The organism is Pseudomonas sp. PLMAX (genome assembly GCF_046042685.1).
GTDB classification, from domain to species: domain Bacteria; phylum Pseudomonadota; class Gammaproteobacteria; order Pseudomonadales; family Pseudomonadaceae; genus Aquipseudomonas; species Aquipseudomonas putida_AE.
This window is the reverse complement of the sequence record NZ_CP064950.1, coordinates 262,758-283,146: the sequence shown is the minus strand read 5'-3', so window position 1 is coordinate 283,146 and position 20,389 is coordinate 262,758. Positions and strand designations below refer to the sequence as shown.

28 protein-coding genes and 1 tRNA gene are annotated in these 20,389 nt (G+C 53.9%); 19 read left to right on the top strand and 10 right to left on the bottom strand.

Features of this window, described 5'->3' with window-relative positions:
- Positions 1-1,842, bottom strand: coding sequence for a hypothetical protein (locus DKB71_RS34020; RefSeq protein WP_408602100.1), 1,842 nt, complete (start codon positions 1,840-1,842; stop codon positions 1-3).
- A gap of 52 nt (positions 1,843-1,894) precedes the next feature.
- On the opposite strand from DKB71_RS34020, the gene DKB71_RS34015 reads away from it, so the two are divergent.
- The 4 genes from DKB71_RS34015 to DKB71_RS34000 all read left to right on the top strand — a co-directional run bounded on the left by DKB71_RS34015 (position 1,895) and on the right by DKB71_RS34000 (position 5,550).
- Positions 1,895-2,773 carry a hypothetical protein gene (locus DKB71_RS34015; protein ID WP_408602099.1) on the top strand — a complete coding sequence of 293 codons (879 nt, stop codon included), beginning with the start codon at positions 1,895-1,897 and terminating at the stop codon, positions 2,771-2,773.
- A gap of 5 nt (positions 2,774-2,778) precedes the next feature.
- A complete protein-coding gene (locus DKB71_RS34010) occupies positions 2,779-3,798 on the top strand; it encodes a hypothetical protein (protein ID WP_408602098.1) in 1,020 nt (339 codons plus the stop codon).
- Between the two features lie 125 nt (positions 3,799-3,923).
- Complete coding sequence (locus DKB71_RS34005) at positions 3,924-4,250, top strand: helix-turn-helix transcriptional regulator (RefSeq protein ID WP_408602097.1); 327 nt, start codon at positions 3,924-3,926, stop codon at positions 4,248-4,250.
- The gene (locus tag DKB71_RS34000) at positions 4,240-5,550 is read left to right on the top strand and encodes a type II toxin-antitoxin system HipA family toxin (RefSeq protein WP_408602096.1); all 1,311 of its coding nucleotides are present in this window, start codon (positions 4,240-4,242) and stop codon (positions 5,548-5,550) included. The genes DKB71_RS34005 and DKB71_RS34000 overlap by 11 nt, the downstream gene beginning before the upstream one ends.
- A gap of 184 nt (positions 5,551-5,734) precedes the next feature.
- On the opposite strand, the gene coaD is transcribed toward DKB71_RS34000, so the two are convergent.
- The 6 genes from coaD to DKB71_RS33970 form a co-directional block, all read right to left on the bottom strand.
- The gene (gene coaD / locus DKB71_RS33995; protein ID WP_408602095.1) at positions 5,735-6,865 is read right to left on the bottom strand and encodes a pantetheine-phosphate adenylyltransferase; all 1,131 of its coding nucleotides are present in this window, start codon (positions 6,863-6,865) and stop codon (positions 5,735-5,737) included.
- Between the two features lie 52 nt (positions 6,866-6,917).
- Positions 6,918-7,163, bottom strand: coding sequence for a hypothetical protein (locus DKB71_RS33990; protein ID WP_408602094.1), 246 nt, complete (start codon positions 7,161-7,163; stop codon positions 6,918-6,920).
- An 88-nt stretch (positions 7,164-7,251) separates the two neighbouring features.
- Positions 7,252-7,914 (bottom strand): hypothetical protein, encoded by a 663-nt coding sequence (locus tag DKB71_RS33985; protein WP_408602093.1) that lies wholly within the window; start codon positions 7,912-7,914, stop codon positions 7,252-7,254.
- Between the two features lie 93 nt (positions 7,915-8,007).
- Positions 8,008-8,493, bottom strand: coding sequence for a hypothetical protein (locus DKB71_RS33980; protein WP_408602092.1), 486 nt, complete (start codon positions 8,491-8,493; stop codon positions 8,008-8,010).
- A 142-nt stretch (positions 8,494-8,635) separates the two neighbouring features.
- The gene (locus DKB71_RS33975; protein WP_408602091.1) at positions 8,636-9,154 is read right to left on the bottom strand and encodes a hypothetical protein; all 519 of its coding nucleotides are present in this window, start codon (positions 9,152-9,154) and stop codon (positions 8,636-8,638) included.
- A gap of 151 nt (positions 9,155-9,305) precedes the next feature.
- Positions 9,306-10,094, bottom strand: coding sequence for a hypothetical protein (locus DKB71_RS33970; RefSeq protein WP_408602090.1), 789 nt, complete (start codon positions 10,092-10,094; stop codon positions 9,306-9,308).
- 289 nt (positions 10,095-10,383) lie between these two features.
- Here DKB71_RS33970 and DKB71_RS33965 point away from each other — a divergent pair, with 289 nt between their 5' ends.
- The 5 genes from DKB71_RS33965 (at position 10,384) to DKB71_RS33945 (ending at position 12,823) form a co-directional block, all read left to right on the top strand.
- On the top strand, positions 10,384-10,641 hold the full coding sequence (locus DKB71_RS33965) for a hypothetical protein (RefSeq protein WP_408602089.1): 258 nt from the start codon (positions 10,384-10,386) through the stop codon (positions 10,639-10,641).
- A 544-nt stretch (positions 10,642-11,185) separates the two neighbouring features.
- Positions 11,186-11,524 (top strand): hypothetical protein, encoded by a 339-nt coding sequence (locus DKB71_RS33960; RefSeq protein WP_408602088.1) that lies wholly within the window; start codon positions 11,186-11,188, stop codon positions 11,522-11,524.
- Positions 11,521-11,895: a hypothetical protein gene (locus tag DKB71_RS33955; protein WP_408602087.1), complete on the top strand. Its 375-nt coding sequence runs from the start codon at positions 11,521-11,523 to the stop codon at positions 11,893-11,895. The genes DKB71_RS33960 and DKB71_RS33955 overlap by 4 nt, the downstream gene beginning before the upstream one ends.
- Entirely contained in the window at positions 11,895-12,389 is a 495-nt protein-coding gene (locus tag DKB71_RS33950) for a hypothetical protein (protein ID WP_408602086.1), read from the top strand. The genes DKB71_RS33955 and DKB71_RS33950 overlap by 1 nt, the downstream gene beginning before the upstream one ends.
- A 41-nt stretch (positions 12,390-12,430) precedes the next feature.
- Complete coding sequence (locus tag DKB71_RS33945; protein ID WP_408602085.1) at positions 12,431-12,823, top strand: hypothetical protein; 393 nt, start codon at positions 12,431-12,433, stop codon at positions 12,821-12,823.
- Between the two features lie 79 nt (positions 12,824-12,902).
- Here DKB71_RS33945 and DKB71_RS33940 read toward each other — a convergent pair whose 3' ends face one another.
- Entirely contained in the window at positions 12,903-13,643 is a 741-nt protein-coding gene (locus DKB71_RS33940) for a hypothetical protein (protein WP_408602084.1), read from the bottom strand.
- Between the two features lie 205 nt (positions 13,644-13,848).
- Between DKB71_RS33940 and DKB71_RS33935 the strand changes: the two genes are divergently transcribed.
- From DKB71_RS33935 to DKB71_RS33895, 9 genes are all read left to right on the top strand, one after another.
- Positions 13,849-14,442: a hypothetical protein gene (locus DKB71_RS33935; protein ID WP_408602083.1), complete on the top strand. Its 594-nt coding sequence runs from the start codon at positions 13,849-13,851 to the stop codon at positions 14,440-14,442.
- Between the two features lie 68 nt (positions 14,443-14,510).
- Positions 14,511-14,603, top strand: a tRNA-Ser gene (locus DKB71_RS33930).
- Positions 14,592-15,152: a peptidyl-tRNA hydrolase gene (locus tag DKB71_RS33925; protein ID WP_408602082.1), complete on the top strand. Its 561-nt coding sequence runs from the start codon at positions 14,592-14,594 to the stop codon at positions 15,150-15,152. The genes DKB71_RS33930 and DKB71_RS33925 overlap by 12 nt, the downstream gene beginning before the upstream one ends.
- A 24-nt stretch (positions 15,153-15,176) precedes the next feature.
- Positions 15,177-15,551, top strand: a complete 375-nt coding sequence (locus DKB71_RS33920) for a hypothetical protein (protein WP_408602081.1) — start codon at positions 15,177-15,179, stop codon at positions 15,549-15,551.
- Positions 15,552-15,923: 372 nt separating this feature from the next.
- Positions 15,924-16,136 carry an antitoxin VbhA family protein gene (locus DKB71_RS33915; protein ID WP_408602080.1) on the top strand — a complete coding sequence of 71 codons (213 nt, stop codon included), beginning with the start codon at positions 15,924-15,926 and terminating at the stop codon, positions 16,134-16,136.
- Between the two features lie 642 nt (positions 16,137-16,778).
- A complete protein-coding gene (locus DKB71_RS33910; RefSeq protein WP_408602079.1) occupies positions 16,779-17,084 on the top strand; it encodes a hypothetical protein in 306 nt (101 codons plus the stop codon).
- 29 nt (positions 17,085-17,113) lie between these two features.
- Positions 17,114-17,545: a hypothetical protein gene (locus DKB71_RS33905; protein WP_408602078.1), complete on the top strand. Its 432-nt coding sequence runs from the start codon at positions 17,114-17,116 to the stop codon at positions 17,543-17,545.
- Positions 17,546-17,568: 23 nt separating this feature from the next.
- Positions 17,569-18,105 (top strand): hypothetical protein, encoded by a 537-nt coding sequence (locus DKB71_RS33900; RefSeq protein WP_408602077.1) that lies wholly within the window; start codon positions 17,569-17,571, stop codon positions 18,103-18,105.
- A gap of 72 nt (positions 18,106-18,177) precedes the next feature.
- On the top strand, positions 18,178-18,465 hold the full coding sequence (locus DKB71_RS33895; protein ID WP_408602076.1) for a hypothetical protein: 288 nt from the start codon (positions 18,178-18,180) through the stop codon (positions 18,463-18,465).
- Between the two features lie 22 nt (positions 18,466-18,487).
- On the opposite strand, the gene DKB71_RS33890 is transcribed toward DKB71_RS33895, so the two are convergent.
- The gene (locus DKB71_RS33890; protein WP_408602075.1) at positions 18,488-19,249 is read right to left on the bottom strand and encodes a hypothetical protein; all 762 of its coding nucleotides are present in this window, start codon (positions 19,247-19,249) and stop codon (positions 18,488-18,490) included.
- 50 nt (positions 19,250-19,299) lie between these two features.
- Positions 19,300-19,611, bottom strand: coding sequence for a hypothetical protein (locus DKB71_RS33885; RefSeq protein ID WP_408602074.1), 312 nt, complete (start codon positions 19,609-19,611; stop codon positions 19,300-19,302).
- A 59-nt stretch (positions 19,612-19,670) separates the two neighbouring features.
- Between DKB71_RS33885 and DKB71_RS33880 the strand changes: the two genes are divergently transcribed.
- On the top strand, positions 19,671-20,369 hold the full coding sequence (locus DKB71_RS33880; protein ID WP_408602073.1) for an Arc family DNA-binding protein: 699 nt from the start codon (positions 19,671-19,673) through the stop codon (positions 20,367-20,369).
- The last annotated feature ends 20 nt before the right edge of the window (positions 20,370-20,389 follow it).

The following is a 20,389-nucleotide window of genomic DNA, read 5'->3' as shown; positions in this document are numbered from 1 at the left end:
TTACTTCCTTGCAATGTGCCCAGGGATCACCGGGAAACTCATCGAGTCCTGGAGGGTGATCTTCTGGATCGGTTGAGTCCGGATGAAGTAGCGCGCTTGTGACTGCCCAGTGCTGGTGGCGGTCATGGCCAAGTCGAGCTTCTCGATCAGGATCGAAGGGTGCTCTTGATAGGTGTTGCGCTCGCCGCGTGCATTCTTGGCGCTATCCTGCGGAGTCACCGCAAGACGCCAGGCGATACCTTCCTCTGCAAGCTCCCCAGTGGGCCCAAAGGCGCGTTCGTGTTTCGGGGTAAGCGGAAGGTCAGGGCGCGATGCAATAGCCTTGTACTCGCTGTAGGCGCGTCCCAGGTTGCAGATGTGCCCGGTATCGACCGAGTGTTCTTTGTCGAAGTAGGTGTAGCTCGGGTACTTGGCCAGCTTGAGGGTGCGCACGTAGCTTTGCAGCAGACCGACGACCTCTTCACGGATGTACTTGGCTTCGCCGGCGTCCATTACTTCAATGGCCTGGGCTTTTGCCTCCAAACCACCCAGTAGAAGGTCAACGTGCTCCCAGGTGGAGCTGAGGCCTTGGAGCTTGGCAGCCATCATCGCGTTTAAGTGGTAGCGCTCACCGTCGATCATCCCTGCTTTAGGGCGTGCATCGGTCTTCGGGTAGAAGAACTTGGAGTAAACGCCAGCCTTGGTACGCTCGGCGTCGACCGAGAAATACTCTCCATCGTCATTACGCAGCCGATGCAGAAGGCCTTCGTAAACGTTCTCCGGCACAAATGGCATCTGACCACCGTGGAACAGAGCGTTTACCACGTCGGCGACAGGGGCCTCCAACAGTTCAGGTACGGCCCGGACAATCAGGCAGGGACTACCATCAACATCGAGGTCATTACCGTGGCAGCGAGCATCGGTGATGTTGGCGACGTTCAGCACATCGGCATTGCGCTGCACCACGAGGTAAGACCCGCAGCGAATGACCATTCGACCATCGACGTTCTCAATGTGAACAGGGGCGGTGGTGATCATTGGCCGGAAGCGCAGCTCGATACACGCACCTTTGCGGCCTTTACGTTCGAGGAACAGCTTGCGGTAGGTAGAGAGCAGGGTGGCGGTGTCCAGCTCGAACTCATCACGACTACCTTCACCACGCTTCTGGGCCATATCAGTCCAGCCGTAGGTGTAAGGGGAGAAGGAGAGACGCAGCCCGGCGATGCCGCTGAGCAACTCTTCGCTGATGCGCTCATGCATCTGCTGAATCACCGGGTTTTGGCGACTGTAGCCGACCGTGGCAATGCGGACTTTGACGCCCAGGTCTTCATGCAGCCACTGGATCATGTCGTCCAGGTGCGGGTAAGCAGCCGGATCGTTATCCAGGTAGCAATAGATCACGCCGGGGCGGTCTTTACGCTGATCACCGAGCAGGCCAAGCGCCGGCATGACGAAATCAGCAGCAAACACATGGTTGCCATCTAGCGGGTCGGCTTTAATAAGACCACGCTCCAGTGCATTCTCTAGGCACACAGTCTTAAGTGCCGAGATGAGGTTGGCCAGAGCCTGGCGTGGCATATTCCACAGCGTCTTGCCGGCACCCTGGCTGCAAAAACCGCAGCGATTGAGGCAACCGACTTGAGTCTGGAAGTGACGAATGTTCGATAAAGCATCAGCCGGGAGCTTACGCAGCTCACGGATTAGGTCGACCCGGATGCCCAGGTCTTCTATGGAGAGATCCGCAATGGAACCCTCGCTTTGCAACGCTGCTATAGGCAGCTGAGCGCGAGGGCGGGTATCTTCCTGTAACCCATTGTTTGTGTGCGTTTTGGCACCAAATTCTACTACTGCGACCTCGACCATGGCCTAAGCTTTCCTGTATGATCGTGCTATTCACTAGGAGGATCTTATAAGCGTGACTAGAGTGATGTCAAACTGCTCATCTGATTTTTTCAAAAACCTGCGCAACGGCCAGGCGATACAGGCACGCCTGCAATGGCTTGAAGACCGCATTTTTTGGGTAGGTGAGTTGAACCGTTCTGACCTGGTCAGCCGCTTCGAGATCTCTCCTCAGCAGGCCTCTGGCGATATCAAGCTCTATCAGGGGCTGGCGAAAGATAACCTCCAATACGACACCAAAAAGAAGCTCTACATCAAAGGGGCAGGATTTGAACCGCTCTTTGAGAAGAACCTCGAAGCCTGGTTGACCGACAACGCTTCTGAAGACCCGTCGCTGCGCTCAATTCAGAGGGAGTCGGTGAAGCCCATCAAGCGGGGAATGAGCGATAGAGTGCTCATGGCCATCTCCCGGTCATTTCGACTGAGGATGCCGATATCGGTGCTTTATCAATCCGGGAAGAAGGACAAACCTGAGTGGCGAGTCATCTGCCCCCACGACATTGTGGAGACCGAGATCCGCTGGCACATCCGCGCCTTCATGGTGGATAAGAAGGTCTTTGCCGACATCATCCCAGGCCGAGTGCTCGATACCTGTGATAGCCCGGAATCGGAGTGGGTGGGCGCTGAAGCCGATGTGGCGTGGAACACGATGGCGGACATCATCCTTGTCCCGTCCGCGACCCTATCCCAGATTCAGCGGGAGGTGGTTGAACGCGACTACAGCATGAAAGACGGGCAATGCGTGATCAGCACCCGTGAGTGCCTGGTCTACTACCAGCTTTCTGCGATGTACCTGGTCGATGCTGTACGGGAATACGAAGGCGAGCCTCAAGACCGAAACTTCGGAGTTGCTGTGGCCAACTGGCAGGCATTGATGAAATACGTGAAGGACTGAGACACATGGAAGATTCAGACATCGAAATGCTGATTCAGCGCATTGCTGACCCCGCTGTGCTCCCGGCAGCTTTGGTGCTCAAGGATGCACCTTCAACGGTGTGGATTGCGGCTGGCCTGGCCAAGATCTCTGCTCTCTATGGCGTCTCTATGATGCAACGGATCGCCGGCACTCCCTCCAGGTTTGTGACTGCGTTGGAGTATGGGCAAAACACGCGGATCAAGTGCCTTCCGGTACTGACCTCACTTAGGGGTAACCACCCGGACGCCGTTGAGGTTGCTGAAGCTATAGCCGCCCGAGGGGGCGAAGGCTCGATTCTCCTCTCCGCCGACCCAGATGGCGGAGCTGCGCGGCATCTGCAAGAGCAGAGCAAGGGTTCTGTGCTAGCCATCGATGCTCTGCCTGATCGAGATAGGCGCTTCGTAAACCTTAAATCGATCCTGATGCTGTCGGCACTCACTCACCGTATGGTTGAGCAGGCGCTGGGTTACCCGGCAGAGTGTGAGCTCAAGCCGATTCAGCTCTGCGATGCCTGGAGTCGTTCCCAGCATGCAGCCATAAACATCGCCAACCAGATCAACGCGGTAGACGACTGGCAGTCAAAGCAGCTTTTCATTCTTGCCGATGGCATGACATCGGAGCTGGCGCTGACTTGGCAATCGATCCTCAGCGAGGCTGGCGTGATCAGCCCTGTGTGCCTGGACATCAAAGACTTCACTCATGGCGATCATCTTGCGGCCACGCGCACGGGGAACGGTATGTACCTGGTCATCAGCCATGAAGGGACGCGGGAGGTGGCCAACACCTTCAGTGATAGGTTCGCGACTCTGTTCCCGGTGATGATGTTGGATCTGCAGGCGTCGATCTCATATCGCTTCTGGGAAAACCTGTTCACCGCCTCGAACACCACTTCGTTGTTGACTGGTCTTTTGGGCTATCCTAATCAGCGTCCGCCTAAGCACCCGGTTGTCTGGAGCTGGAGGGGGTGGGGGAGTATCCATCCACCACGTCAATATCCCCTGTAAATCGGCAGCGCAATTACCCATAAATGAGTCACGAAATACCTTAAGTACCTTTTAACGGGTACGAATGTTGTCCGCAGGCCCTCAAAATGCTATCTTTACGCAAAGCATTTATTGAGGACGTCCTGATGGGCAAGCGCGCTATCTCGCCTTACACCAAAAAGGCTCTCGAAATTCTAGGGAAAATGATTCAGCTCAAGCGCAAGGAGAGGGGATTGACCCTTCAAAACCTGGCAGATCGAGCTGGCGTTTCCCGAAGCCTTATCCAACGCCTGGAGAAATGTGAGCCTGGTTGCGAAATCGGCGTGGCTTTTGAGGTTGCGCATCTCCTCGGCATTGAGTTGTTTGAGTCCCCTATGGGGCCTAACACGCTTGCCAGCACGCTCACCGACAAAATCGCTTTACTGCCTGCTTCCGTCCGCGAATCCAAAACTGAGGTGAGCAATGCCTTCTGAAGATCGAGTCTGTTACGTATGGACATGGCTGCCCGATAGCACAGAGCCTGTTGTAGCCGGCAGATTGGTCAGAAGCCGTGGTCGGTACTCGTTTCTGTACGGTCAAAGCTACCTGAACAATCCCAACGCCATCCCGCTGAATAACCTCGAGCTCAATTTGAGTCCGGAGATCATTAGTCCGCCGAAAGGCCTGATGATTGCCAGTGGTATACGGGACGCATCGCCTGACGCATGGGGTCGTCGCGTTATCATCAATCGGCTTTACGGTAAGGCTGGGCTTAAAGCTTACGATCAGGATCTCGATGAGCTGACGTACATGCTCGAGTCCGGTTCTGATCGTATCGGTGCATTGGACTTTCAGGAATCGCCGACTGAATACGTTCCGAGGAGCAACGACAATGCCACGCTCGCCGAACTGCTCAACGCCGCCGAGCTGGTGGAGAAGGGGATCCCACTAACGCCAGAGCTCGACCAGGCTTTGCGCCATGGTTCTTCTATCGGTGGGGCGCGGCCAAAGTCGCTGATCAAAGCGGATGATCTGAAGTACGTGGCGAAATTCTCGGCCTCCAACGACACGATCAGCGTCGTGCGGTCTGAATTCATCATGATGCGCCTCGCGAGCCTGGTGGGCCTGGAGGTCGCGCCAGTGAAGATTGAGCATGTGCTGGGCAAGGACGTATTGCTGATCGAACGCTTCGACCGTGTGAAGAAGAACGGCAGCTGGGCCAGGAAGATTATGGTGAGTGCGCTGACACTGCTTGGACTCGATGAGATGATGGCTCGCTATACGAGCTATGAAGACCTCACGCACATTATTCGCAAGGATTTTAACGACCCTAAGCGCGACTTGCAGGAGTTGTTCTCCAGGCTGGTGTTCAACATTCTCTGCGGCAACACGGACGACCATGCCCGGAACCATGCTGCCTTTTTTGATGGCAAAGCCTACAGCCTGACGCCGGCCTACGATATCTGCCCACAGAATCGTACCGGCAACGTCGCGAGCCAAGGCATGCTCATTATGGGCGAGCAGAACCAAAGCCAGATTGCACTGTGCCTTGATGCCGCCCACCTTTTCCTCCTGGAGCGTAAAGACGCGAAGAAAATCGTCTTCATGCAGCTTCAAGGCATTCAGGTGTACTGGGATAGCGTCTGCAATGAGTCAGGTATCAGCCAGGTCGACCGCAACGTGTTGGCCACGCGGCAGATGCTGAACCCGTTTGCTTTTGAGGGGTTGCCAGAAGAGGATCTCGATCTACAGGCTTTTGCTGCTGAAGTTCGGCAGGGCCTACCGCTCGCTTAACGAGAAGCGCCAGCCAAGGTTGATTGGCTGGCGCTGTTGCATCAGGCCTGTAATGTTCAGGGCGCTTAGCGCTTTGCTTTACCCATGTGGTATTGAGCGCTCGTCCAGAAAACACTGGCAATGGCCCATGCAGCGCCACACGCAAAAACCTCACGATCATCTCGAGAATGTTGCAGGTTGTTTTTTATCTTCCGTAGTACTCGCTTTTAAGCTGTTCATACAGGTTGGCAATCAGCTCAAGGTTACTAGAGGAATTGTCAAAGTCTACAATATTTCCAAAGTGAGAGCTTGAAATAGACCTCTTGATCTGCGCTCTCTTGGTGCTGTTGCTTTTCATGTGTTTGATGCGTTTTTCAGCAACCACGGGGTCAATGTTCCTAAATTTAACCAGACGCTCATGGCGCACTGCGTCTTCAGCGTTGACCAGGATCACATGGTTGTTGCAGAGATTGAGCAGGTCACTCTCCACAAGCAAGGCTGCGTTAATCAGAAGGATGCCTTGTTTGCCACGTAGCTCCTGACGCAGCAGAACCATGACAGGGTCTTTGAAAATGTTGTTCAAAAAGTCAACGTGCTCCTTGCTGTTCTCGCTGCCGAAGGCGATCTGCCCAATTTTTGACCGGTCTAGCGTTCCAAAGTGATTTTTGATTTTCTCACGAATGTCTTTGTAGCCCGGTTTATCTGATTCATATACTTGATGGGCCAGCTTATCAAGTTCAATGTTGTGAACCAGCGGGTTGCTTTCTGATACCGCATGTTGTGCCTCGGCATAGATAGAAAGTTGCTCGGCAACGTATGATTTCCCAGAACCCATTACGCCTGTTACACCGTAGACAAGCTGGTGTGAGATCTTGCGTTCGAGCATTTTCTTCACAGGGAGCGGAACATATTCATGAATGAGTCCGTTTTCGGCCTGTAGTGCTTTTACGTTGCTGGAACTTACATGTGCAAGCTTGGAACGTGAAAACATGAAAAAAGTATCAATATTCATCTGAGAGCCATTGACCTGATCGAGGGCTTGTTCGGCCACTGCATCCGAGGCGTTTCTGATGCCACGAACAATGATGGTGGCACCTTGTTCAAATGCGAAATCCACAAGTAGGCCTTCGAAGAACATTACCTCAACATTATTGAGGTGGGATAGCGATTGTTTGGCAACAGCTATCCGCTCATTAGGGGTTAGCATGTATTTTTTGTTGGGGTTTACGCCAAGCCCAACAATGAGATGATCAAACCCAGCGGCGGCTCGGTTGATGATGTCAATATGACCAAAAGTGATTGGGTCGCCAGAAAGTGCGTAAACGGCAGTAATCATCCTGTGTTTCTCCAATTAGCCTTTGAAAGGTAGATTTAATTGTTTCAGATATTTAGGTCGGCTGAGGCAACAGGCCGGCTGAGATCATGTCGGTAACCGACACGCGCTCGAATTCCACCCCATAATATTTTGGGTTTGCCAGCAGACGTTTCACGGCACCACAGCCTTGTGCTGTCATGCGTTTGGCGTTTCCCGGATCGCGGCTGAGCTGAGGGCCGTCATAGTTTGCCTGGTCGGTGAAGCTGTAATACTCGCCTTTTGCGTTGCGCAACGTGTAAAGCGTAGAAGTGGTTTTCACCCGGAATCTCCTTCCACTTGGTAATTTCACTCACACGGAAAGGGTTTGGCGCTGCGGCCAGAGGCACACATCGGTGCTCCTCTTGTTGCTAGGCCGGGGCATTTGGTGCAGAGGATTCAATGGGCGCTTGGCAGACGCCCAAGGCGGAAATGGCGATACTCCTGGCCTCTTCGATCTCGTCCCAGTCGCCGCCATTGACCTTGTCCTCGATGTTCGAGATCTCGGTGAGGGCTTTGATGGCCACGTCGTTAAGCGCACGCGTAGCCTCAAGCTCCCGCCAAAGGCCGGCCAGTGCGTTTTTAAGCTGTTGCGGTTCATCCTCGGTGCCGGTGATCAGGCACTGCAATTCCATAGACGAAGCCCTGATGAGGGCTTTGCGCAGCACGGATACCAAACCATCCGTATTCAACGGGGTCAGGCTGCCGGGCGACTCTTGATCGATTGTTGTTGCAGCGTGCGCGGCCTTGGTTTCTTCGGTAATGATCCGGTTCACCTCCGGCCAGTTGAGGCCGAACATACCGTTTGAAGATGGTGGCCGTTGGAAATGCCAGGCGACGGTGCGGGCCTTGGCGTTGGCCAGCGCGTACTCGTGCATTTGCTCAGCCGTGTACAGGCGACAGGAAGGGCTACCCATTTCCCGGTGAGCAGCAGGTAAGGGCAGCAGTGCATTTCCCTTGGGGGAGTCGTTAACTTCCCGCTCGCGGGCTAAGGCTTCCATTGGCTCCTGGAGGCCGTTCATTGGTGCGGTCATGTGCAATCCTCACGAACTCAGATTGAGAGAATCGTGATGGTATGCACTTGAAAGCGGTTGTCAATAAAGGCCTATCGTTTAAAGAAGCCCTCATCAAGGACTTGGGGTGTCGTTGGAAAAGTCTTTAACCTTTCTGGATGGGGATTCATCAGCCAGTTTGGGACACAGTTGGCTGCTACCAAATGGGTGCGAACCATCGATGATGACGCCTGCAAGAGTGGAGCAAGCCGGCAGGTTTTCAAGTTCACAGGCTGGAACGAGCAATGCTACGTTCCAAGCCTTTGGCAACGCCTGATCAGCGCCGAAAACACGGGTATCAAACACCCCGGAAAGGCACCGATCCCAAGAACCGATATCATCCAGCTTTGTCATGTCCAGCACCAGATTTACAGGGGACTCGCCCGTTAAAGCGATTTGCTGGCGCCAGGCGTCAATCATGATGCGGACGTTTGTGATGCAGGAAAAATCAATCACAAGCGTAGGTGCAATTCGGCCATTCACAGGCTTAGCCAAGGCTTGTTTCAAGCATTGAAGGGTGTCGCCACTAGGGCCAGCAGTGATGAGGATGTTGGATGGCATTAGTCACTCCATTAAGCCAAGCCTTGGAAGCAGGGAGTCCCCTACAACCTACGTATTCACCTATTGTCCTGGATAAGTTTTACCAGGTCAAAGAACGTTACGTGAGTTTCTCGAAGCATGAGGATTCGTCCAGCGCAGCGCATTAAGGTTCCATCCTTGGAATGAACGGGATCCTGGTAGCTGTAAATTCAACTGGAGGAATGGCTGGTGTAATGAATGGAGCGGGCTCTTTGATCGCTGCGGGCTCGTGTTCCCTCCCCAGGATCTTGATCTTGCCGGCCTCGAATACGCAGAACCAGTCTTCATCGACAAGCTTGATGTGTAGGCCGTCATAGCCGTTCGACTTCCACTTGTTCACATGCCTGAAAATGGTCTCCTGGCGGGCTGTTTTCAGGTAGTAGGTGAATTTCTCGGCTGACATCTTCTTGAACTGGAGCTCGCTGACGTCGGCTATGACAACCATCGGATTGCTGACGGTAGTGCCTTGCAAGGTGCCCCATGTGGAGCTCCGGTGGGCCCAGCGATAGGCACCTTCTTTGGACGAGCTGAAGAAGAACCCCATCATGGTGGTTGGGTTGTCGCAGCTCACGCCAAGCTTCTTGGAGTCGAAGCAGTCGAATTCAAAGTTCGTGCCGTGGTAGACAGATTGCTTGGTAACCATGGGATGTCGAATGCTCAGTAAGGTACCAGGAAACCGCTTAGATCGTTGTCCACTAGCGGGTGTGTAACTCCCCACAAATCGCGTATCGGTAATCAAGTGGGGAGGGGCGTGGCGATAGAGCGCCAGGGTGGCTGGCGCTCAACGGTGGAGTTTAAAGACCTGGGCCTTCGGAGCTCCAGTCATGCCGGGCCACCTCAGCTTCTGGATCCCTCGGGAAAAAGCTGTCCAGCTTCTCGAACCCCATGCCCTTAACAACATGGCCATGGCTGCCGATGATGAACACGTCACCTACCTGCATCGAACGAGGGAAGTCCGTGAGGTTGATGATGTCCTGATTGCTGCTCCAGCTCGATTGCTCATTTTGAAGGGCGGAGTAAGCGAACTCGGCCACATTCTCGGGCGCGACGGTTGCCGGAACAGAGAGCAGGGCAGCCTTACGGTACATGCCCAGCCTGCACAGGTCATCGATGGTCGATTGCTTTGGCGAAATTTGAGCCGTGCTGAATAACTGTGGGTGGAGTTGGGCGCACTCGGGGCGAACGAAGTAGGCCTCAACCTCCTGGGTACCTGGCTGAGTGAAGGCGTCGAACATCTTGAGGTTGTTCTTATGCAGCTGCTGGACTTCCTTGATTTCCTCAAAGAACCATTTGAGGTTCCGATCCAGGTTGTAGGTGTTGAACAGCTTGGCGACCTTGTTGACGCTTTCCGGGGCAGTCACCATAGCCCTGAGCAGCGTCTTCGCCGGTTCTTCACCTGGGACAACCTGTGCCTTGAATTCGACCGGTTTGAAGGCAACGGATTTGACGTCAGGCCACAGGGTTTCAGCAAAGGAGAGCTGGTGCAAATCTGCAGAGCTTTCCAATTTCAACGATTTCACCTGGTGCCGGCCTTCAGTGAACATAAGGCCGAACTGCTCGAGGAGATATTTGAGCCTGGTCAATTTTCTATTCCTTGATTGTGTGCGTCTCGATTCAGCTTAACAGTGCCAAAGAAGCAGCCGCAAATGTGCTTTTGACGTACTAGGGCAGGTTATCCTTAGATCGTTGTCTACTACTGTGCGTAAGCCTTGGCCACCTTCCCGCGCAAGGAGTGATCATGAAACGGAGGCAGTAAATAATTGTGATAAATTGACAGTTTGGGGCTTGGAAATTTGAGGTGATCTGGCATGATTCAACCATCCAAACCCCTAGCTCCCCATCAGGGGTTCCCTTGTGCCTTGGAATCCCGCCATGACCCATAGCCATAAGAATAATCAACCCCTCGTAGCGTATTTCATCACCTCAATTGCCGGCCTTGGTTTCGGTATCAACGGCGTTCTCAGGGGCGCTCCAACCGGCATAAGTGAAATTTCGGTAATTGCTTGTACTATCGGCGTTGGATTGCTTGCCTACAGCGCTTACCTCTACGGGCGTCTATCTGAAAGCCAAATCAGGCTTCTATCAAGCAGCAGCCATCTTGAATCATCCCGTGAGAGTCATTTTCAGTGAACAAGCTTTGTAGTGTTCTGGTTGGCGCAGCCGTTATCGGTTTGTCGGTCTACCTGGTACAGAAACTCCCAGAGCCTCGCACCGGCGGTGCCTCGTTCGTAGATATGTGCTGGAATCTGCCAGTTTCAGTGATAGACCGCCCGGTGTCGTCTTCCACCATTTGGGTTTTGGGAGCGATCTCCAGGAAAGATGAGCGCCACAGTGCTCTTGTCGCTTCCTATGCTTCGCAGAACGAACTATCGCCGGCAGCCCGTCAGGGATTGTGCGTATCGCTTGAAAAGCTTGCAGAACCTTCGCCGGCAGCAAGCCAGACAACCTGCGAATCTAACGAAAAACTGTCACACCTCACGCCGGTAGGGCGTCAGGAGTTCTGCGCATCGCTCCAGAAAGTATCGGCGCCGGCGCCAGCGGTACAACCCCCTCCAATCGACACCAAAGGCTGATCCCATGCACACCATCCGTCTCGAGAAAATTCTGTGGAAGGTGTTGGGCTTTGCTTTCATTTCCCTCGCAGTGGTGCACATCGCACTGAGGTAAAGGTGACATGTCCAGGAAGCAGCTAATGATTGCCGGTGGGATGGTGCTGGTGGCCGTCGCTACCGGCATATTCTTCGTGACCCATTTGCGTTACGGCAGCCACAGGTACGCCAACCTGGCAGACCAGTGCTACAGCCTGAAAATTGGTGACCAGGCAGAACCTTTCCAGCTCAGGGTGTTGCTCGTTCAGGCGAGACAGGCATACCCGGCGCTGGAGGCTTTTGATCACAAACGCACTGAGCCAATGCTGGCGGAGTTCAAGGCCAATGGGTTCGGGCGGGGTGAGCGCGATAGGCTCTGTAGCCCCCTGGAAGAGGCAGTCACTCACTATGGTGTACCTCGATGACCAGAGAGATGTTTAAACGCCGAGAGCTGGCGCTGATGTGCGTATACGCCGGGGTTTGTTCTTTGATCTTGCTGGGTGGGGCTTGGTTCTTTATGCGTGAGGCCTTGAATACCATCAGTTCGGAGAATCACAGCGCCTCAACCGCCTCCAGCGAACTACAGGTGGACTGCTTGAACCTTGGCGTCAGCAGTGTGCCGATGAAGCTGCCGTTCGGTGATGTGATCACGCTGGACAGGATCAACAAGTACCACCCTGAACTGATTGAGCTGACTCAGGACATCAAGTTCACAGAGATTTTGACACACACGGCCCGCGATGAGCTCTGCGATGCGCTGGCCAAACTGGAGAATGACAAGATGAGGAGGGACTGATGCGTAATGGTGTGTGGAATATCGAGTGTGAAGGCGTGTACGTGGGGGAGATCACAGATGCGGAGTATCTCGGCCTGCTCAAGCAGGTGAAGCAAAACCTGATGATCTACCCGTATCAGGTCGCGCATTCGGTGTATGTGACGTTCAAACTGTTCCTTGAATGCATCCCCATGTCGACGATGTTCTGTGTTCTGCTGGCCGGCCTGTACGCATCCCTGCATGGAACCCAGTTCAATGAGTACTTCGCCGATGACCCAGCCCGACTCTTCGCCATTGTGTTCCAGGTTTCCTTTGCTGCTGGGCTGCTCAGCACGGTCACTGCACCTCTGTTCTACGGCTTCCTGGGCGTAGGGTATCGAAACATCAAGTCTGAGCAGCTGCACCTCGGTATTCGTAGGCATATTGGCCTCGCCGCAAGCGGTGCTCTGAAACTCAGTTTTACACCTACACCCGACACACCCGATAAACCATTTGAGCCAGAAGTTTCAGAATGAAAAAGAAATCGAACAGCCCGGCAAGCACGCTGGTAGCCGCTATGAAGCGCACCAAGGCGCATTGCGAGGCGATTGCTGCCGATCCCCAGAACCATACGGAGATCGAGCGCAAAGCGGCTTCCATGGTGGCTGGCCAACTGCGCCACTGGATCTTTGATGCCAGTGATGCCCCAGACATCGAGGCGGGTAAGGCAGTAAGCTCAGATATGGCCAAGCATCGCCTGGATGGGTTGAAGGTCAGCGCTACACGCAAGATCGAGGAGCTCATCGAGGGCGGGGCGCAGATGGAGGAACAGCTAGCCAGCCAGGCGCAGTTGATCGATGACATCGCAGGACACATCAAGAACCTGAAACTGCCGGCTGAACTTAAGGCTCGTCTTATAGCTGGCGCCAGCGCCAAATCGGAAGAAGCGACATCACCGAAAGCCGCATAGCTTTGGCGGATGCCCCAGGTTCTATAGGGAGAAAAACCCCGCAGGTTTCGGCCATGCGGGGTTTTTGTGCCTGCTTCAATCAGAAGCTAGGGGAGTGGTCGCCATCTTCACGGCTAGCAGCCGGTGGCTTGGTTTTAGCTTCCTCCTCAATAACAGGAGCCCCCACCAAGGCCAGCATGTCCTTTGAAATCCCCGAAGTGACTATCTCGCAGTAGAACGCACGAGACTCTGGTTCTGCACCCGCTTCCAGGATCTTATCGAACGCATCAACGACCGTGATCTGGAAGTCCTCCGGTACCTCCACCGCAACGGTGAGGTTGAAGGAATTCAGAGCGCTTCCAGCCTTCTGGGCATCGGTCAAATTGGATTCAGTAATGTCGACCGAATACAAACCGCGAACACCCTTGTCGTACGGGTGTAGTTCCGCTTTTGTCCGGACAGGCACTGCGACAACAAACACGGTGGACTTCCTGTGTCCAGGGGTCTCTACGATGGGTTCTACGCCATCGACCAGGTTGGCAATCCAGCCGCGAACCACAGAGCTGACCTTCTGGCATGGCAGAACCAATGGTTGATCTGCTTCGCCGGGTTCGAGCACTTGCCTAAGCATAGGGTCGACTACTTTGATGACAAAATCCTCAGGGTACGAAATGGCTACCCGTGTATGAAACGATTCAAGGGCACTGGCGGCGGCTACACCGCGAGGCATTGACTTGTCCGCGATCAGCTCGTAAACGCCAACAGCGCCGGCGTCCTCAGCATGCAATTGGGTGTTGGCGGTGAGGGGTAAAGCAACGACGAATAGCGGACGATCTGCCATGAAAATTTCCTGAAATAGTGGCGTTCTGGCCCCAGCATAGAGGATCCGTTTTTGTACAAGCAAGGATCCTTCTTGGGATGATGTTGATGCATTGATTTCGCCTGCTGCCTGTCTGGCGCGAATCCGACCCCCTTCACCGAACCAGATTGGCTCCGGTGACTGCGGCGCTGCTACGATGGAAACTTGACCAGAACGAGTAACGTCCGTGCCCCATCAAGCGATCCTAAAAAAGCTGGAAGCTGGCGAATACCGCATCGGCTTCCATGGCAGCGCTCAGAAAATTCACGCATTCACGACTGCGGCCATGGGCCGGGGCGGGGATCTGAATACCGGCCTAGGCCTGTTCACCACCGAGATCCCAGAGAATGCTGCCGAATACGCCCAGAATGCCGCTGAGCTGGGTGAGGGAGAGCACGAGCATGTGTACGTGCTCGCCATTCCGTGCAGCAAGCCATACAGCGACATCGACCGGGATGATTTTTACGGGCGAGACGAGGATGGCCATCAGGTGGCTGATAAGGAGTCTTTCGTGGCTTTGCGTAAGAGCCTCATCTCCGAAGGTTATGACCTGGTTGAGTACGAAGGCAGCGAAGACGTGATCGCGGTTTGTCTTGAGCCAGAGAAAGCGATCATGCTGGCCGAGCTCACCGCTGACCAGGCCCTGCAACTCCAGGAGGAGGGGCTGAACCTATTTGACGGCGTGGGCATCCTTAACACGCTTATGCAGAAGCACCCTGGTCAGCTTGCCTTATGCGCTGAGAAGCCCAAGCGCGTAGAGCACGAGGGGCCATCGCTGTAGGTAGTCGAAAAAAAAGATATGGCATATATTGACGGGCTTGTTTTTCGGCAATATGATTCAAGCACAAAGGACGCATGGCACGAGTGGCCAAAGGCACAGACACTGCTACCGTCTGGGCGGTAACCCCGCCGACAAGGGTTCGACTCCCTTTGCGTCCGCCAATTCAGGGTTTTGGCTTTCACCCAAAGAAAGCCCACCAAGTGAGAAAATTGAGATGTTGTAGCTCTTGCGCACGGATTAGACCGCACACCGACCCGCTTCAAGACGTCGATTTCTCGACGATTTCCCCTGCTGAGATTGCCCAGCTGCTGGCTCGCAAGACGCCACCTGCTGATAAAGATCACCTGTATCTTTATTCAATCATCCCAGCATCGCTCGACATGCCACTTGGTAAGGCTGGTGCACAGCTTGGCCATGGCTTTGAGTACACCCTTACTCATTGCGAATGGTTCGATCCCAAGAGTGCCGAAAGGTACAAACAGCAGAACAATGCTGGGTCGAAAGTGTGCATGGAGTCAAAAAATCAAAGTCAGTTGATCAAAGCTTATGGTATGGCACGCGAGTTAGGCCTTCCATGTTCGCTCGTGGTCGACGAACACCACGTACTTCCCCCACATTTTGATGGCGAGCCAATAGTAACTGCCCTGGGCATTGGCCCGTGCACGAAAGCGCAAGCCAAAGAAATAACCAAACGTTTCCAGTGCTTATAAGCACAACTTAAAGAGGCAATACCCATGAGCGATACTTTTGTTGAATTCTCCGCTGCCCGTAAGTCCCTTATTGCCCACGGCAAAGAGCGACTGACCAACCGCGACAACCTTCGTCGCGAGGCGAACGAGTATGGCAACCGTGCCAAGAAGCTGTTCCTGCGCGACTACGCGGTCTACGCCTCCGTGCGTGGTGCTGACTACCGCAAGGCCAGCCACATGGAAGACGGCGCGAACGCCAAGGTAGAACTGCAGGGCCTGCATGGATCCCTGGTGAACTTCCTGGCCAAGAACGAGGATTTCGCGAGCAAGCCGGTGCCGGTGCAGTTCGCCAGGTTCGCCCCGGACAGCGCCAGCCTGGTTGAACTGGAGGAGTGCCTGAAAGCCTCCCTGGCGCTGTAAGCGCACGCCGGCCAGTAAATGGCCGCTAAATGTGCCCCTGGAAACGCCCTGAAAAGGGCGTTTCTGCGTGAAATCTGACGTAGTTTGCCCCTCTGACACATGATTCTGAGAAAATAAGAATTATCGTTTAAAATCAGAATGTTACGTCTGTTACCTCTTGCGTGATGAGATTTCACATTAAGAATGGTGCTGAATCAGAAATACGTTATATATCAACAAAATATACTGTTTATGTGATGCAATCTGTGAAGAATATTCGCGTCTTTTCTCCCCGTTAAGATCATCGTTTGTGACGGTCATAAATCGAAGATCTTTTGACCTGGAGCGCAGCAGCTGGTATCTCATGGCGGGTGGGATTCAGAGGATGAGACAGTGAGCAAATTACCCCCTAGCACCGTTGAAAGTCGTCGGCAGGCTGTACAGCATGTGAGGGGTGACTCAGCCCTGGAGGGCATCAGAGAGACCCCATTTATGCGCAGTCTCAGCGATAAATACATCAGTGGCGAGAAGACGATTGAGGAGTTGATCCAGGAAGTGCGTGAGCACCATGGGCTTGTTGAACGCGTTGAATCCGAGGAGAAATGAGGCGTAATTTGCTTAGCAACACCCATGTCTGTTTTTACTTCAGAGACCATCACGGTCTTTCAGTTTTTGCTTCGTTGAACACCATGTGTTTCTCCTTTTTGATTCAATGGGCACCTACACTTTCAATCCTTCCGTAAGCTCATTCCCAACTTCATGAACTTTCCTTTCATGAACGGCGGCATGACGCAGAATGCCAACTATATCGTTTGCCGACAGTTGCTAATCCGTATTGGGCGACAGCGCCATCTACGGGCATGCTGAACCAGGGGGAGGGTGTCCAGCTCGGCTTACCAGCCGAAATTGTCCCAGCACCGCAAATCGTTTATCCTCCGCCAACATTTCGCATAAATTGACTGAATCCCCGATGGCTGCACCATTACCTGGCTCTCTGCTCCGACCTCCCCCTGGGTACAACGACTTCGTAGCCGAGCATGGAGATCGTCTCAATCCATTGCCTTGCAACGTCGGAACGATAGGGCACGTCCTGCGTGAGACGGTGGAGTCAGCCTTCTGGCTTCGCACGGAGCTCTCAGTCAGCTTTTACTATCGACTGACCCCCATCGCCCTGCGTTTGAAAAAAATCATCGCTGGCGAGCCCTGTGAGTCTTTCTACCCACGTGACATCAGGTTTACTTTCGCATCATGAATATCCCAGACATAAAAGGTGCGCCAGCCCGCGTGCTGGCCGAAGCCCGAAACCTCTCCGAAACCAAGTGCATCAAGATCATCATCGCGTTGGATCTGGTCTTTGGCTGGTTGTTTCTCTACCTAGGTGCCGAGGCCCTGATTTGCATCCAAAGCTGGCTGCGCTGGAGCGGCCTGGCCATTCAACTCGTAGGCTTGGTGCTGGCTTTGCGCGGATGGAGCCTCCTGAGCCGCTACCGCCACGGAATGACCGGGGTTGAGCCCTGGTGGTCATTTGAGCGTGCTGTTGATCGCGTGCGTTGAAACCATAAAAACTAAAACAGAGGTTCACCATGTTCATCATGACCGCTGAAACTGCTGTGCGGCAGTTCGACAAGAACGGCAACCCGAAGTCCGATACCGAATTCCTGCTCAGCAGCATCCGGGCCGGCAGGGAGCACAACAAACTCAATTTCGATGTTCTGCTCACTCCAGCTGCTTTGGCTGATGCGACTCAGTATGCCCGCGATGTATGCGGCGTCGACTTTTCTGAGGAGCAGATCAGTCTCATCCTGGAGCTGTATCCAGCAGAGAGAATCGACATTGCTGTCCACTCGTTGCGGGACACGATGACGCGGGATTCCTTCGCGGGCGTCCTTGCTCACTACCTGCTCGGCTCAAGCTGGCCGAACTTCGGGGACAACGTCGATATCGCTGAATTCCAAGTGCTGCTGGAGCGCCAAGCTCAGAAGCTCGGCTACAAACTCACTCCACCTTCAGCCTGACGCCGGGAACCGGGAGACAACTCATGAAAATCGAAACCCCGAATGACGTCTTGAAGCACGCCGCCGAAGATCCTCAGAAGCTCGATCTGCATCTGCACTTCCAGAAATTCTATCTGGCCAACCTCGACAAACACCCGAGCACGGAACAGGCAGACCAGGCAGCGACGTACCTGTCCAAGCTGACATCTATCCGCCTGACCGGCGAGCAGATGGTGGATATTCTTCGATTCTACCCACGGGCCAGAATTCTCCTGGCGGTGATGGGTGCGGACGAGCCATCTGTGCACAGTGAGCTCCAGTTTGTGGTCGCTCACTTTTTCCTCAGCTCGGCCTGGCCGAAACCGGAGGAGGGTATTGATCTGCACGATTTCACATCCTTCCTGCGGCGCCAGGCAGTTGATCTGGGCTACAGCACGCTGCAGGGCAGCAATGAGTTCATCTCGGCAGCGGATGACTACCACGATGAAGATCAGCCGGACAGGCTCCACATCCCGGCTGCGCCGAGCAACCCATTCATCAAGCTCTTGAACAACCTATTGAGCAAGATCCCGCGCAAGTAACTACCGCAATCCAGTACATGGCCAGCCTTGCTGGCCATTTTTGTGACCAAATCAATCGCTAGGAGCCACTCAATGAAATTTATCAATAAAATCAGCAGCTTATTGACTTTGTGCAAAAAGTCGGAATTTCCGACTTCTCCTAAGGCAGGGGATTTCGGCTATGCCGAGGAGGATCGTTTCGCCTTAACCAGGGGGCCGCATACCAGTGGTTTGACAATCAGCTGGAAAGACCTGGTGAAGTATCTCGCACTCCACGGGATTGAGCACGGCGGTAGAAAGTTTGGTGAGGTACTGGGCGGGTCGACTTTCGTCTCTGACGGCTATCTGGTGTCGGTCAGGAAAGGGGAGTTGCCGGCATAGGAGGTATGCCGGCTTCTGGTGATCAGCGTGACAACTCGCTGCTTCTGTCGTGCTCAACAGCCTTTTCCTTCGGAAACAGGGCGTCGAGGTTAGCCGTGGACGTGGGCAGGTCAGCGGATGCTGCGATTGCGCTGGTCTGCTCGAGATCTGACTCGGATCTCGAACCTTCATACTCCGCCACAGCCGCTTTGTATTGATCGTCCATCGCCTGGCGATCCGCAAGCATTTGCTGATAAGCCGGATCAGCGTTTCGTATTTTCGCTACCTCAGCGTCATAAATACTCTGGGTGCGTTCCGAGACCTCGGCCATTTTCAGGTTAACATTCTCGTACTGCTTATCCTGAATGAACTCGTACGTGTCATCAGCCTGTTTAACTATCATCCAGGCGCCCATCGCAGGAGCTGCCGCCGCCGCAGCCAGTGCAGTTGTGGCAAGACCCAATGTGTGTATGCCTGTTGAAATTGGGCTGTTGTCGATATATTCCGCATTGGCTTGCGCGGCTTCCAATCGCTCTTCGCTAAAGACGGCGCCGAATGCTTTTTCGCGGAGTGGATCGAGGATCAGGTCATCAACGTGCACGACACTTTTCCAGATTTTGGCGAATCCAGTTGGCTCTGGCTTTTTGATCTCATCCCCATACGCATTTGGGCTCATAGCTCCGACACCAACTGCAACAGTGGCGGCGAGAATCATTCCTTTCACGAGCCCACCTGGGCCGCGTTCAGAAGAGGTCACCGATCCAACGTTTAGCTTGTCCAGCAACGACGACTTCCAGTTGTTCATATTTCTTCCCTGTCGCTCGAACGACAATTGTTATTATGTGTTGCGGGTCATTAGCTGACCCAGACGTCGATCTGAGTTTCGCGTTCGTTCTGGGGATCAAGCACCACGATGGGGAGCTTCAACTCACCGGCATCGATGACAGCCTGGCCAACATTGACCATGCGCATGCTCCCGACAGGGGAGTGAATCAGCAGGTCACCTTCATCGATTTGTGCAGTGCGGCCCCTGAAGGCAATCTCTGCGCACATTTCAAGCGTGTCGTAGCTCAGAATCAGGCAGACCGGCTTGCACTCCGGATCGAGAGCGATCCCGATGCTGTGGCTTTCCAGACGTACAGCTGCATTGTGTTGATTCGGTGGCATGATGGCCCCTGGTTTAGGCATTATTCATTGAATATATGTCAGGATATGACCCGCTGGCAATGAGGTCGATATCACCTTTAAGGCGGCCTCTAGAACGGGCCATTGCGCGCACCTCAAAAATTTTGAGTGCGCCGCAACAGATTTTTCCTGTCAATACTATTGATATGTTTGGTTTTTTGGGCCATGATACCAAAACGAAATCAGGGAACCATTACTCAGTCCCGAGCCCAAGAATTTTAGACTTTTCACGGAAATTCCACATGACAAGCACCAAAGCCGCCAACACTTGCCCGTCTCGCTCCGCCCCCAAATTCGTGATCAGGATTCCGAAAGACCTGAACCAGGCCATCAACGATCTGGCCGAGCGCAGCCACCGCAGCACGAACAGCGAAATTGTCATGGCTGTTGAGTCCTGGCTGCTGCACAAGCCTGATCTGCTGAAATTCCAGCAACTGCTGGTTGCCCAAGTCGGTTTCGACAAGTTCACTGAAATTCACAGCCGTGAGCGCTCGCAGCGCGGTGGCGAGATCAACAAGTTTGTCGTGCGTTTACTGCCTGGCATGCGTGAAGCAATCAGCGCCGAAAAGATCGCGGTCAAAAAGCCGATGAACGATATTTTCCTGCAGATCCTGAACTGGTGGATCAACATTAACCAGGATCTGACCAGCCTGTTCGCTGTTTACAGCGCCTCGATGGGTGATGCATCCCCAGCATCCGAAGGTTTCAATGTCACCACGCTGATCAACAAAGCGGCGTAACATCCCAGATCTCCAGGGCC